The sequence below is a fragment of the Actinoplanes sp. CA-252034 genome, assembly GCF_050956125.1.
In the GTDB taxonomy this organism is placed as follows: domain Bacteria; phylum Actinomycetota; class Actinomycetes; order Mycobacteriales; family Micromonosporaceae; genus Actinoplanes.
This window is the reverse complement of the sequence record NZ_CP191846.1, coordinates 6258111-6271640: the sequence shown is the minus strand read 5'-3', so window position 1 is coordinate 6271640 and position 13530 is coordinate 6258111. Positions and strand designations below refer to the sequence as shown.

The 13530-nt window shown below is 69.8% G+C and carries 10 protein-coding genes and 1 pseudogene; 3 read left to right on the top strand and 8 right to left on the bottom strand.

Annotation, left to right across the window (positions count from 1 at the left end):
• Complete coding sequence (locus ACQPZW_RS28860; RefSeq protein ID WP_433789168.1) at nt 1–1209, top strand: NAD(P)-binding domain-containing protein; 1209 nt, start codon at nt 1–3, stop codon at nt 1207–1209.
• Here the strand turns inward: ACQPZW_RS28860 and ACQPZW_RS28855 are convergent.
• A complete protein-coding gene (locus ACQPZW_RS28855; protein ID WP_433789167.1) occupies nt 1152–3365 on the bottom strand; it encodes a rhamnogalacturonan lyase in 2214 nt (737 codons plus the stop codon). The two genes, ACQPZW_RS28860 and ACQPZW_RS28855, sit on opposite strands and share 58 nt — an antisense overlap.
• A 234-nt stretch (nt 3366–3599) precedes the next feature.
• Between ACQPZW_RS28855 and ACQPZW_RS28850 the strand changes: the two genes are divergently transcribed.
• Complete coding sequence (locus ACQPZW_RS28850) at nt 3600–5720, top strand: alpha-glucuronidase (protein WP_433789166.1); 2121 nt, start codon at nt 3600–3602, stop codon at nt 5718–5720.
• A gap of 44 nt (nt 5721–5764) precedes the next feature.
• Here ACQPZW_RS28850 and ACQPZW_RS28845 read toward each other — a convergent pair whose 3' ends face one another.
• The gene (locus ACQPZW_RS28845) at nt 5765–6760 is read right to left on the bottom strand and encodes a tetratricopeptide repeat protein (RefSeq protein ID WP_433789165.1); all 996 of its coding nucleotides are present in this window, start codon (nt 6758–6760) and stop codon (nt 5765–5767) included.
• A 205-nt stretch (nt 6761–6965) separates the two neighbouring features.
• Between ACQPZW_RS28845 and ACQPZW_RS28840 the strand changes: the two genes are divergently transcribed.
• Nucleotides 6966–7646: a hypothetical protein gene (locus ACQPZW_RS28840; protein WP_433789164.1), complete on the top strand. Its 681-nt coding sequence runs from the start codon at nt 6966–6968 to the stop codon at nt 7644–7646.
• A 102-nt stretch (nt 7647–7748) separates the two neighbouring features.
• Here the strand turns inward: ACQPZW_RS28840 and ACQPZW_RS28835 are convergent, their stop codons facing one another.
• From ACQPZW_RS28835 to ACQPZW_RS28810, 6 genes and pseudogenes are all read right to left on the bottom strand, one after another.
• A complete protein-coding gene (locus ACQPZW_RS28835; protein WP_433789163.1) occupies nt 7749–8261 on the bottom strand; it encodes a hypothetical protein in 513 nt (170 codons plus the stop codon).
• 82 nt (nt 8262–8343) lie between these two features.
• Entirely contained in the window at nt 8344–8511 is a 168-nt protein-coding gene (locus tag ACQPZW_RS28830) for a Beta-galactosidase C-terminal domain (RefSeq protein ID WP_433797649.1), read from the bottom strand.
• A gap of 87 nt (nt 8512–8598) precedes the next feature.
• Nucleotides 8599–10274: pseudogene (locus ACQPZW_RS28825) on the bottom strand (beta-galactosidase); the annotation flags it as partial.
• Between the two features lie 47 nt (nt 10275–10321).
• Nucleotides 10322–11017 (bottom strand): hypothetical protein, encoded by a 696-nt coding sequence (locus tag ACQPZW_RS28820; RefSeq protein ID WP_433789162.1) that lies wholly within the window; start codon nt 11015–11017, stop codon nt 10322–10324.
• On the bottom strand, nt 11014–12654 hold the full coding sequence (locus ACQPZW_RS28815; protein ID WP_433789161.1) for an ABC transporter substrate-binding protein: 1641 nt from the start codon (nt 12652–12654) through the stop codon (nt 11014–11016). The genes ACQPZW_RS28820 and ACQPZW_RS28815 overlap by 4 nt, the downstream gene beginning before the upstream one ends.
• A gap of 11 nt (nt 12655–12665) precedes the next feature.
• Nucleotides 12666–13529, bottom strand: a complete 864-nt coding sequence (locus ACQPZW_RS28810) for a carbohydrate ABC transporter permease (RefSeq protein WP_433789160.1) — start codon at nt 13527–13529, stop codon at nt 12666–12668.
• Between the last annotated feature and the right edge of the window lies 1 nt (nt 13530).

The window sequence follows — 13530 nt, the reverse complement described above, 5'->3', positions numbered from 1 at the left end:
TTGGGCGACAGCGTCACCGCGGTCGTCGTCGGCGCGGGACACGCCGGCCTGGCCGCCAGTCACTTCCTGCGTGAGCGGGGCGTCGATCACGTCGTCCTCGAACGCGGACAGGTCGCCAACTCGTGGCGCACCGAGCGCTGGGACTCGCTGCGGCTGCTCACGCCCAACTGGCTGAGCCGGCTGCCGGGGCAGGACTACGACGGCGACGACCCGGACGGGTACATGACGATGGCGGAGGTGGTCGCGTTCATCGAGCGCTACGCCGTCGCGGCGCCCGTCCGGACCGGCGTGAACGTGACGTCGGTACGGCGTACCACCGAAGGTCTTGCCGTCGGTGACCTGCGGTGCCGGTCGGTGGTGATCGCCAGTGGCGCCTGCAACGTGCCCGTCGTGCCGGATTTCGGGAAGCTCGGCGTGCACCAGGTGACGCCGTTCGACTACCGCGATCCCGACAGGCTGCCGGACGGCGGCGTGCTCGTGGTCGGCGCCTCCGCCACCGGCGTGCAGATCGCCGCGGAGCTGCGGCGATCCGGCCGGAACGTGGTCCTGTCGGTGGGGGAGCACACCCGTATGCCGCGCCGGTACCGCGGCCGGGACGTGCTCTGGTGGCTGCACGAGTCGGGGCTGTGGGCGCAGCGCTACGACGAGGTGGAGGATCTCGACCGGGCCCGGCGGCTGCCGTCGCCGCAGCTCGCCGGGGGCGCCGACGTCGATCTCAACACGCTGACCGCGGCCGGGGTGGAGCTGGTCGGGCGGCTGGCCACGGTGCGTGACGGGTGGGCGCTGTTCTCCGGCGGGCTGCGCAACGTGTGCTCGCTCGCCGATCTGAAGGCGAACCGGATGCTCGCCGGCTTCGACGAGTGGGCCGGTCTCACCGACCGCGCGCCCCTGGAGCCGACGCGGGTGCCGGAGAGGCCCCGGCTGCGCCTCGACCTGGGCAGCGGCGAGATCAGCACGATCGTGTGGGCGACCGGCTTCCGGCCCGACCACTCCTGGCTCGACCTGCCGGTCCTCGACGAGAAGGGCCGGCTGCGCCACGACGGCGGCGTGACCGACGTCCCCGGACTGTACGCCCTGGGCCTGCCGGTGCTACGCCGCCGCCGGTCGACCTTCCTGCACGGGATCGAGGACGATGCCCGCTACGTCGTCGATCACCTGGTCCGTACGTTGAGCGGCACCCGCGACCAGTCGGTGTCCGAGGCCAGATAGAAGCTCGGGTACGACGGCTGGTTGTAGGTGGTCTGCTGTCGCGCCACCTCGGCCCGGTACTGCGGGTCGTGCATCAGCGTGTACAGCTTGTGGTTCGTCACCTCGGTGCTCAGGTGGATCCGGATCGCCGAGCTGTCCGCCGTCCGGACCAGCAGTTCCTCACGCCAGTCTCCGAGGACGTCGGCGACCAGGCTCGGGTTGCCCTTCGTGCCGTTGTTCGTGCGGGTGCCGCCGGCGGTCAGCAGGGTGCCCCGCGTCCAGTCGTCGATCGTCGGCGTGACGTCCTGCGCGCCGTTGACGATCTGCGTGGTCAGGTCGCCCGCCCACCGGATGCTCGCGTTCGTCCCCGGGATCGTGCCGGTCAGCACCTCGCCGGTGGCGCTGTGCAGGCCGAGCGCCTCCGAGCCGCCGGGCATGCTCGCCCACGACTCGATCCCGCGCGTCCCCGGAAGCACGTCACCGATCATGCCGCGGCCGGTGTCACGGCCCGAGTACGTCCCGAACAGCACCTCGCCGGTTTTCGCGTCCCGCATCGCCATCCCGTACGGCGCCGACGTCGCGCCCTCGTGGACCGTGAAGATCTCCAGGCCCAGCCGGTCCGGGTCGATGTCGGTCACGTGCATGGCGTCGCCGTGCCCGAGCCGTTGCACTTCGCCGGCCGGGAGCGCGTCGAACGACGAGTAGAGCACGTCACCGTCGTCGTCGATCGTGGCCGATCCGTAGACGATCTCCTGTCTGCCATCCTGATCCACGTCCGCCGCACTCAGCGAGTGGAACCCCTGGGTGGTGATCTTCCCGTACTTCGCCGAGGTGCCGTCCCGGCCGTGCGGGGAGTCGTTGAACGGGTTCGTCATCGGCGTCCAGCCCGAGTCCACGTACCAGTCCTCGACCAGCTTGCGGCCGTTCCAGCGGTAACTGACGAGCGTCGTGCGGGTGTAATAGCCCCGCGCGAACACCGCCGACGGATGTCTGCCGTCCAGGTAGGCGACCCCGGACAGGAACCGGTCCACCCGGTTGCCCGGTTCGATGCGGGCCATCGCGTAGTCGCCCCACATCAGGCCGTCGTCGTGCCGGCCCGGCTTGTACTCGATGGTCTGCAGCTCACGGCCGGTCGCGCCCTCGAACACGGTCAGATACTCCGGGCCGTCAACGATGAAGCCGGCGAACGCGCGCAGGTTGTTGCGGGTGCTGCGGGACGGGGCGTACACGTCCATGAAGTAGTCGGTCAGCTTCTCGGCATCCGCGCGGCTCAGCGGGTACTGATACTGCGGGGCGATGCCGAACGCCTGCTCCAGCGTCGCCGGCCAGTGGCCCGCCACCACCTCCGGGTGCTCGTGCCAGCCGAGGAACATCCGCACGACGTGCTCGTAGTAGCCTGCCGCGCTCAAGCGGTGGTCCTCGGTCGGCGCGTGACCCGGTGTGGTGATGAAGCGCTCCCGGCCGTCACGGATCGTCTTCGTGCCCGGGGCGGTCTTGAGCATCATCTCCGAGCGGCCGTCGCCGTCGAAGTCGTACACCAGGAACTGGGTGTAGTGCGCGCCCGCCCGGATGTTGACGCCCAGGTCGATGCGGTGCAGGAGGGTGCCGTCGGCCCGGTAGGTGTCGATGTAGACCGGCCCGGTGTACCCGACCTGCGAGACGTCCTTGGAGTTCGACGGGTCCCACTTGACGATGTACTCGTACCGCCCGTCACCGTCCACGTCGCCGACGCTCATGTCGTTCGCCGCATACGTGTAGGCCTCGCCGGCCGGGGTCACGCCGTCCGCCGGCTTCCGCAGCGGCAGCTCGGTGTAGTTCGTGGCCCAAGGCGTGACCGTTTCTGATCCGCTGACCCGGTAGCGGGAGGTGGCCGTGCCGTCGCGGTCCAGGAAGTTGGTGCTGTCGGTGACCGTCGCGATCCGCCGGCCGTCCCGGTAGACCGTGAAGCTCTTCCCGGTCAGGCCGGTCGCCGAGTGGCCGGTCGCCTCCGGTCCCAGCAGACGCCAGCTCAGGAAGACCCCCTCGCTGGTGGCGGCCGCGACCAGGCCGCGGTCGAGGCGTTCCAGCTTCGGGCCGCCGTGCGGTCTCCCGGCGGCCGCGGGCGACGCGGGCAGGGCGGCGGCCAGCACGGCGACCGCTACGCACGCTTTCCACAATCTTCCGGTACGGGGACTCATGCTCTCGTTCCTCCCGAGGGGATGTGCGGTAGGAAAGCGCTTTCCAGCGAAGTCTGCAATGGTCGGTCGAGCCCGTCAACGGTTTCTGGCCGGTAAACCGCTGGATCGTTTCAGTGCATCGGGGCTGTCTTCTCGCAAGATCATCTTGGAACCGTTCAAAAGCCGGGCTCGACGTCCGGGCATCGGATGACTTCAATGGAAGCGATCGTCGTCCCTCGATCCGCCGGAGTCGCCGTGACAGACCTCCCGCCGCCCGTGATCCATCCGGCCTGGCTACCGCCGCCGACGTGGCGGCCACTCGGCTCCCGGCGGGTCCGGGTCGACGCCTCCGGGCCATTCGCCGACACCGTCCGGGACGAGGTCTCCCGGGCCTGCTCGCTCTTCGGCGGGAGCCTCTCACCGGCGGGCGGCCCGGCCGACCTGATCCTGACCCTCGCCCCCGAGGACTCCGGCGCCGCTCCTCGGTCCGTTCCCGACGCCTCCGACGCCGCTTTCCGGTTCGGGCCCGCCGCCCCCGGCGCCGCGCCCGGATTCCCGGCGGCCGGGGACGGCTTCCGGCTGGGGCGCCGGGGGACGGCGACGGTGGTGACCGCGGACGGGCCGTCCGGCCTGCTCTACGGCCTGTTCGAGGTGATCCGCCGCGGCGAGGGCGCGTTCGATCCGGCGCTGGCCGACGAACACCACGAGCCCGCCTTCGGGCTGCGCGTTCTGGACCACTGGGACAACGTGGACGTGCACCCGGTGATGGGTCAGGTCGAACGCGGCTACGCCGGCGGGTCGCTGTTCTGGCACGCGGGGCGGCTCCGCGACGACCTGACCCGGGTCGGCGACTACGCACGGTTGCTGGCGGCGTCCGGCATCAACGCGGTCACCGTCAACAACGTCAACGTCCACGCGGGCGAGGCCCACCTGCTCACCGACCGGCTCGGCGAGGTCGCCACCATCGCTTCGATCTTCCGGCGGTACGGGATACGCGTCCACTTGTCGATCGACTTCGCCGCGCCCGTGGTCCTCGGGGACCTGCCGACCGCCGACCCGCTCGACCCGCGGGTCCGCCGCTGGTGGGCGGACACCACCGACCGGGTGTTCGCGACGATCCCCGACTTCGGCGGCTACCTGGTGAAAGCCGACTCCGAGGGCCGGCCCGGCCCGTTCACCTACGGCCGCACCCACGCCGACGGCGCCGACATGCTGGCCGCCGCCCTGGCCCCGCACGGCGCCCCGGTCCGGTGGCGGGCGTTCGTCTACAACCACCGGCAGGACTGGCGCGACCGGAGCACCGACCGGGCCCGGGCCGCCCACGACCACTTCGCCCCGCTCGACGGGCAGTTCGCCGACAACGTGATCCTGCAGGTCAAGCACGGGCCGATGGACTTCCAGACCCGGGAGCCGGTGTCACCGGTGCTCTTCGCGATGCGGCACACCCGGCAGGCCGTCGAGCTGCAGGTCACCCAGGAGTACACCGGCCAGCAGAAACACCTCTGCTACCTGCCGCCGATGTGGAGTGAAGTGCTCGGCTTCCGCGCCACCGGCGACTCCGCCCCGACCCTCGCAGAGCGCCTGTCGGCCGGACCCGCCGGTTCCGGTTCGGCCGTTGAGGGAGCGGCCTCCGGCCGTACCGCCGCGGGGGTCTTGTCGGCCGTGGCCAACGTCGGCGATGACCGATTCTGGACAGGGCACCCGTTGGCGCAGGCCAACCTGTATGCCGTCGGCCGCCTGGCCTGGGCCCCCGACCGCGACCCGGCGGCGATCCTCGACGAGTGGATCTCACTGACGTTCCCGGACGCGCCACCCCGGCTGCGGCACACGCTGCACACGCTGATGGACGACTCGTGGCGAACGTATGAGCACTACACGGCCCCGCTCGGGGTGGGTTTCATGGTCCGGCCCGGTCACCACTACGGCCCCGATGTGGACGGCTACGAGTACACCCCGTGGGGCACCTACCACTTCGCCGACCGCGACGGCGTCGGCGTGGACCGCACGGTCGCCACCGGCACCGGATTCGCCGGCCAGTACCCGGCCCCGTGGTCGGACCGCTACGAATCACTGTCGAGCTGCCCCGACGAGCTGCTGCTGTTCTTCCACCACGTCCCGTACACGCACGTCCTGCACAGCGGAACGACGGTCATCCAGCACATCTACGACACCCACTTCGCCGGCGCCCAGCGGGTGGCCGAGATGCAGTCGGCATGGCAGTCCGTAGCCGACCTGGTGGACCCGGACGTGCACGCACGGGTGACCGGCCGCCTGGCCGAGCAGCACCGCAGCGCCGAGGAGTGGCGGGACCAGATCAACACGTATTTCCACCGGAAGTCCGGAATCCCCGACGCGAAGGGCCGCCCCATCCACTGATCCCGGGCCGCGAGCCCGCAGTCCCGTGGCGGGGGCCGGAAAGCTCAAACGGCGACTGCCGGACCCGGCTCCGCGAGATCGTCATTCTCGTCCTGCACGGAGCAGGAGCTCTTCTCCTGCACGGAGCAGGAGCTCTTCTCCTGCACGGGGAAGGTGCTCTCGTCCCGCACGGAGAAGGTGCTCTCGTCCTGCGCGGAGAAGATCTCGAGCAGAGTGAGTGCTTCGACGGCGGGCTGGTAGCCGCTGGTGGCCGCCAGCGTCCACCAGGTGATCGCCTCGTCGAGGGATCCGCGCCGGTCCGCGGCGTAGCCGAGCGCGTAGCAGGCCGGCAGGTGGCCGAGATCGGCCGCCCGGCGAAGGTAACGGAGGGACATGCCGGTCCCGATCTCCGCGATCAGGCCCACCGCATACATGGCCTCGACCAGGCCCAGATCGGCGGCGTGCTGCCAGACCTCGGTGATCCGCCAGTCGGGCAGCCGGAACCTCTCGTCGGCCGGCGCGGACCTCCGCCGGTCCAGCCTCCAGTACACACGGCCGAGGGCGTACAGGGACTGCACGTCGCCGGTCTCGCCGGCGAGCCGGTACATCTCGGCGGCCCGGTCCAGCTCACCCCGCTGCTCGAGTAGCTCCGCCAGCCGGAACGCGGCACCATCGATGCCGCCGTCGACCGCCGCCCGGGCCGGTGCCAGGTCCGCACCGTCGGGTCCGGGCCCGGCCGGGTGAATGTCCCACCGTGGTTCGGCGGCGAAAAGCCGAGGGGATCGCGATGTCCTCCCGATCCAGTCGTCTACGGCGTCCGGCGAGGTCCGTACCGCCGTGATCAGGGCCTTGACCGCCGCGAGCCGGCTTCCACTCATGGTGGCGGCCCACTCGGTATCGTCGATGCGTCCGTCCTCCCCGGACAGGCCGGAGGCGAGGTTCAGCAGGCTGTAGCGCTCCTCGTCATTCCGGTCGTCGACCAGCCGAGTGCGGATCAACCCGGCCACCCGCCGGCGCTGTTCCCCGTCGCGGAATCCATCGTGCAGCTCGATCAGCGCCATTCCAAGTCCGCCTTCCTGACGAGGACCGCGTCCGGCGGTCTTCCCGACGAGGACCGCCCCCGGCGGCGGAGCGTCGAAGGGATACCTCACGTCCGCGAGGTTGCCATGATCGAAGCCCGGATGTGACGGGTTTTCGCCGCGCCCGGTCGGCGTTTCCGCCCGGTCGGCCGAGCCGCCCTGATGATCATTGTTCTACGCTGCGCCGATGTCTGCCCGTGCCGCCCGTCTGCTGGCGGTTCCGTTCGTCCTGGTGGCGTGCGCCCTTCGTCTCGTCTCGAGTCTCTGGGTGGAGCCGTTCACCTGGAATGTGGAGCCGTTCGCGCTCGGGCTGCTCGCCATCCTGTCATTGCTCGGCGGTTCCCTGGGACTTCCACTGAGCGGCTATCTCCTGCTTACCGGGCAGGCCCGCAAACGGCCGGCGGCCTGGCAAGCCGACGCCGGGGCGCGCCGGTTCGTGGCGGGTCCGTCGCCGTCGTGGGCGGGTTCGTCGGCGGTGGTGCTCGGATGGATGGCCGGGGGACTCCTCCCGACCGAGCGGGTGCCCGGCGAGGACCGGAAGCGGATCGCGGAACTCGGCCTCTTCACCCAGGCCGCGGTGGTGCTCGCGGTGGCGGCCCTGCTGTTCGCCATCTGGCTCGTCCTGGGGCGGTGGCCGTGGCTGGCACTCGACCGTGACGGCGTCACGATCAGCAAGATCGTCGGCGAGCGGCGGATACCCTGGGCCGACCTGCCTCCCGAGAAGGTCCGGGAGCGCGGGCTGCACATCGATCCGGCGTTCCTGAGCTTCACGTTCCGTGCCTATCGGGAGGATCCGTCCGCCCGGGCGGCGATCGGCACCCGCGCCGAGGCGGAGCGGCTGGAGTCGGCCTACCGGTCCGCGCGGTAGACGGCAGCGGTGGAGTCGGGCCTTCGGTCCGCGCGGTAGACGGCGACGCTGGAGTCGGCCAGGTCCGAGACCTCGATCCGCCGGCCACCGTCCGGGGGGTGATCAACCGGCGTCGTACAGCGTGAGGGAACTGTGTGCCGGGCTGCTCGCCCACGCCGCCTGCAGCGCCGGGTGCTGCCTCAGCCGCTGCTCCATGGCGTGCACGGCACGGTCGCGCTCCGGGCCCGGCCGGCTGAAGTCCAAGCCGGTGTCCGCCGCGCCGGGCCGGCCGAGTTCGGCCAGCTCGGGCGTGTCCGGGAAGACCATGTCCAGGCTGACCTGCCAGATCTCGGGCTGATACGGGGCTTCGCCGACCCGAGAGCCCCGAGCATCGATGATGAGCTCTCTGGTGAAGGCCACACTGGGCAGCCGGTCGTTCCAGCTGTACCGGCCCCATTGCACCATGAACCCGTCGACATCGTTCTCCGCCGGCTCCAGACCGTCGACCGGCAGCGCCAGGAAGTCGGTGAACGCATGCCAGGCCGCCGCGACGTCGTGCACACGCTCGGGATCGACGCCGTACCGGCGGAGCAGGTCCGCCAGCACCCGCGCCGCGTCACGCCACAGGAGTCCCACGGCGGGCAACCCTACTCGTCGGCACCGTCAGTTCGACCGACTCCGTGCGGAACCCGAACAGGCCGGCCTTGTGCGCTTGCCGTCAATCGCGGAGAAGGATGACGCCGTTGGGGCCGAGGGTGCGCACCGGATGGCCGGAGAGCAGGTCGGTGCCGGCGCAGGCGGGTGGCAGGTCGACAGGTGACGGGCCGTGGTTGAGGACGAACAGCAGCCGCTCGCCGCCGGGTGTGACGCGGACGGCGGTCTCCACGTCCGGCAGATCGGCGCACGGGCCGAGCAGCCGGTGCCGGGACAGGAGCTCGCGGACGACCGAGGTGACGCCGGCGTCGTCGAGGGCGGTTCCGACATACCAGGCCTGGCCGGCTCCCCACGTGTTGCGGGTGACGGCGGCCGTCCCGGCGTAGAAGTCCGCGCCGTACCTGCCGACCACCTCGGCGCCCTGCGGGACGACCAGCTCGAAGAGCAGCCGGGACTCGACCACCGAGCCGTTCATGGTCACCGGGTTGACGTAGGCCTCCTCGCGGGCGTCCCACTCGTCCACCCGTACCCCAGAAGGGTTGCCAAAGGTCCCGGCACGTCGGTGAGGAACGCGTTGTCGTTCTCGTCGACGCGCCCGGACAGGAATGTGGTGAGCACCGTCCCGCCGCGGAACGCGACAGCCGCGAGCCGATCCGCCAGGTCGTCTTTGATCATATGCAGGGCGGGCGCCACGACCACGTCGTAGTCGTCCAGCGAGGCGGTCACCGGGATCACGTCGAGGTCGGCGCCGAGCTGCCACAGCGCCCGGTGGTAGGCGGTGACCACGTCCAGGTAGCGGACCAGCCGCGACGGGCCGTCGGAGATCTCCAGCGCCCACCAGCTGTCCCAGTCGAACAGCAGCGCCACCCGCGCGGGAGTCCGCGCACCGAGCGTCACCGGGCCGAGGGCGGCGAGCTCGGCGCCGAGTGCGGCGACCTCCCGGAACACCCGGGTGTCCGAGCGCCCGGCGTGCCCGATCACCGCCCCGTGGTACTTCTCGCTGGCGCCGCGACCGGCGCGCATCTGGAAGAAGAGCACCGCGTCGGCCCCGTGCGCGACCGCCTGCCAGCTCCACAGCCGCATCACCCCGGGCCGTTTCAGCGGATTGACGTCCCGGCACGCGGTCACGCTCGGTGTCTGCTCCATGAGCCAGAACGGCTGCCCGCCCTTGAGCCCGCGCATCAGGTCATGGGCGAGCGCCATCCGGGCCGCCGACCGGTCGTCGGGCGGATAGTTGTCCCAGGAGACGAAGTCGAGGTCGGCGGCCCACCGGTGGTAGTCGATCGGCCGGTAGAGGCCCATGAAGTTGGTCGTCACCGGGGTGTCCGGATCTGATCGCCGGATCGCGGCCTTCTCGTCGCGGAAGCCGGCGAGCATCACGTCCGACATGAACCGTAGATAGTCGAGGGTGATGCCCTGGAAGGCGGTGTGGTCGGGGCCGCGCCAGTGCTCGGTGAGCGCCGACGGCGGCTCGATCTCGTCCCAGTCGGTGAACGTGTGCGACCAGAATGTGGTGTACCAGGCGTCGTTCAGAGATGACAGTGCGCCGTAGCGCGAGCGCAGCCAGTCGCGGAAACCGGCGGCGCACAGGTCGCAGTAGCAGGCGCCGCCGTACTCGTTGCCGACATGCCACGCGATGATCGCCGGATGTCCGGCGTAGCGCCGCGCGATCCGCCCGGCCACCTCGGCGGAGAAGCGCCGGAAGTCTGGGGAGCTCGGGCAGGAGTTGTGTCGCTGGCCGAAGCGGTGCCTGTGTCCCTCGAAATCGGTGCGGGTCACCGACGGGTGGGAGCGGGCCATCCACGCCGGATGCGCCCCGGTGCCGGTGGCCAGGCAGATCCGCCGGCCGGCGGTGGCCGCCCGCTCGATGATCGCGTCGAGGGCGGTGAAGTCGTACACGTCCGGACCGGGCTGTGTCAGCGCCCACGTGAACACTCCCACGGTGAGGGTGTCGATGTGCGCCTCATCGAACAGGCGGTGGTCGTCCTCCCACACCTCCTTCGGCCACTGCTCCGGGTTGTAGTCGCCGCCGTACGGGATCCTCACCTCACGAACTCCTTCCGGACCACGCCGATCAACGGCCGGGCATTGCCCAGCAGCGCCAGCACCAGCAACGACGCGGCCAGGGCAAGCACGGCTTCGGACCAGAGCCAGATCCCGGCGAGGGCGACGACGATCAGGCAGGCGTTACCCACCGTCACCCCGAAAGAGCGGATCAGGAGGTACGCCGAAAGCCGCGCGACATCACGCCAGCGGAACACGAACAGTGACGTGATCACGAGAGCGTTGAGCATCCACACCGTCGACACCGCGATCACGATCCACTGGGCGACCCCGGGCTCGGCCAGGTTCAGCGTGATCAGAAGCAGCCACAGCCCCCACACCTTCAGCGCGCCCACGGCGTTCAGCCGGTAGCCCCGGACGAACGCCGTCGCCGGATGAAGGTCGGCGAGGTCGAGCCGTCGCCGGTGCAGCGCGTAGATCGCCGCCGACAGCGCGGGCCCGGCCGGCAGCAGGCACAGCGCCGCGAGCGGCAGGTTCGACACATCCCGGTCCAGCAGGGCCGGCAGCACCAGGCCCGGCCCGGCCGTGACCAGGACCAGCAGCTCGACCACCAGCAGGGTGTAGATCATCGCGGCGGCCTGGGACAACAGCCCGGTCCCGAACCGTTCGCCACGGTCCGGCGTGATCTCCAGCAGCGTCGCGTCGTGCCGGCTCGCGGGCGGCAACCGGCTCACCCGTGCTCTTTCTTGTAGCGCTCGTACGCCTTGTTCACGATGTCCACGTACTTGGTGGAGTTCTTGCCCTCCAGTTCCTTGACGTAGGCGTCCCATTCCGACAGCGGCCGCTGCCCGAGCGCGAACTTCAGCGTGTTCTGGAAGACGTGGTCCTTGAGCGCCGAGTCCCAGAGGGTGACCTGCTCGCGCTCCTCGATGGTCAGCGGGGCGGGCGGCGCGACCGGACGGATCTGCCGCTTGTTCATCTCGGCCTGGAACGCCTTCTCCTCGTCGGAGAACTGCGAGTTCAGCATCTTCGTGCTGCCGCCGTAGGCGAAGACGCCGTTGGAGAAGCCGTAGTCGACCTGGAGGTCCTTGGGCGCGCCGGGGTTGAGGCCACCCCACTTGATGCCCGGGTCGAGCTTGAAGCTGCCGTCGTCCACATTGCCGGTGTAGGTCTGGCCCTCGATGCCCCACTTGCTGAACATCAGGCCGGCGTCGGAATACCAGAGCCAGTCGACGAACTGCATCATGGCCACGAAGTTCTTCGACTCCAGCGCCTTCTTGGAGATCATGAGGCCGTTCTCCAGGCGGTTGTGACCGGGCAGCGTGGCGCCGGCCGGGCCGACCGGCAGGACCAGCTTGGCCACCTTCGCCCCGGGAAGCTTGGCGATGTCCTTGCGGGCCTCGTTGACCAGGGTCTGCGCGTTGACGCTGATCATGAACGACTTGCCGTTGGCGAACTTCTGCCGGGCGACGTCGTCGGTCTGCGTGAAGCTCTCCGGGTCGAGCAGACCCTCCTTCACCAGCGCGTGCACGTACTCCAGCGTCTGCCGGTACTGGTCCATGCCGCCGGAGTAGACGAACTTCCCGGCGGTCGCGTCCCACTCCATCGGGTTCCAGCCCCAGCCGGCGCGGGTGCCGTACGCGGTGCCGATCAGGTTGAACAGGTTGTTGGCGCCGGGCTGTGGGGGAGTGCTCCAGCGGTCGGACAGCGGGTACAGGTCCGGGTGGGCCTTCTTCATCTCCCGCAGCACCCCGGTCAGGTCGTCCCACGTCTGCGGCGCGGTGAGCCCGAGCCGTTCCATGACGTCGGTGCGCACCCCGAGCGTGTAGTCCTGCCAGACGTTCTCGTGCAGGCCGGGCAGCAGGTAGTACTTACCGTCCTGGGCCTTGAAGCCGTCCAGGTTGGGCTGCAGGTTCCAGCGGGCGACCTTCTCCTTGAAGTGCGGCATCAGGTCGACGTAGTCGCTGACCGGCAGGATCGCGCCGCCGGCGATGAACGCCTCCTCGTCCGGGTGGTACGTCTTCGGGATGATCATCGGCGCGTCGCCGGCGCTCACCACGACGCTGCGCTTCTGGTTGTAGTCGCTACCCGGTACGGCCGTCGACTGCAGCGTCACATTGGTCCGGGCGGCCAGCTCCTTGAAGAACGGCCAGTCCGCCTTGTAGGGGTAGGCCTGATTGCTGAGCATCATGATCGAGAAGGAGATCGGCTCGGTGGCCTTGAACTGGTCACCGACCTTGAACCCGTCCATCGCGCCGGCCCGCTTGTCGTCGGTCGACGTCTCGCCGCCGTCGTCGCTGCAACCGGCGAGCCCGGCCACGGCCGCGGCGCCCGCGGCGGTCAGGAGATGACGTCTGGTCAGCTGAAACATGGGGAGTGCTCCTAGCCCTTGACGGCGCCGAGCATGACGCCGGAGACGAAATACCGCTGGATGAAGGGGTAGACGAGCATGATCGGCGTCATGATCAGGACGATCGTGACGGCCTGGATGCTCGCGGCGATCTGCAGTGCCGCCTCGCTCGTCGCGTTGTTGTCGGTGCCGGACGTGGCGCCGGCGATCAGGTTGCGCAGGTAGACGGTGACCGGGAACAGCTCCTGCCGGTCCATGTAGAGGAACCCGGCGAACCACGAGTTCCAGAAGCTCACCGCATAGAACAGCAGCATGGTGGCGAGGACCGCCTTGGACAGCGGCAGCACGATCCGCAGCAGCGTCCCGTACGTGCCGGTGCCGTCGACCGCCGCCGCCTCCTCCAACTCGACCGGCAGGCTCTCGAAGAACGCCTTCATCACCAGCAGGTTGAACACGCTGATCGCGTTGGGCAGCACGATCGCCCACAGCGTGTTGCGCAGGCCGAGCGAGCTGACGAGCACGTAGTTGGGGATGAGCCCGCCGTTGAAGAACATCGTGAACACCGCGATCCCGACGAGCAGGCCGCGGCCCCTCAGGTTCCTCTTCGACAGCACGTACGCGTAGCAGGTCGTCAGCACCAGTGCGATCGCCGTCGCCACCACCGTGTAGAACACGGTGTTGCGGTAGTTGGTCCAGAACATCGCGTCGGACATGACCTTGTCGTACGTCGTGAGGTTGAACCCTTTCGGCCAGATGCTCACCTGGCCCGACCGGATCTCCTGCTCGCCGCTGAACGAGCGGGCCACGATGTTGACGAACGGGAACAGCGTCACCAGCACCACACCGGTCAGCACGATGCCGTTGGCCACCTGGAACACCCGCTGTCCGCGGGTCACG

Excerpts from the sequence above, each read along its gene's own strand:
- ACQPZW_RS28855 (WP_433789167.1), bottom strand. The coding sequence starts at position 3,365 with ATGAGTCCCCGTACCGGAAGATTGTGGAAAGCGTGCGTAGCGGTCGCC.
- ACQPZW_RS28845 (WP_433789165.1), bottom strand. The coding sequence starts at position 6,760 with ATGGCGCTGATCGAGCTGCACGATGGATTCCGCGACGGGGAACAGCGC.
- ACQPZW_RS28840 (WP_433789164.1), top strand. The coding sequence starts at position 6,966 with ATGTCTGCCCGTGCCGCCCGTCTGCTGGCGGTTCCGTTCGTCCTGGTG.
- ACQPZW_RS28815 (WP_433789161.1), bottom strand. The coding sequence starts at position 12,654 with ATGTTTCAGCTGACCAGACGTCATCTCCTGACCGCCGCGGGCGCCGCG.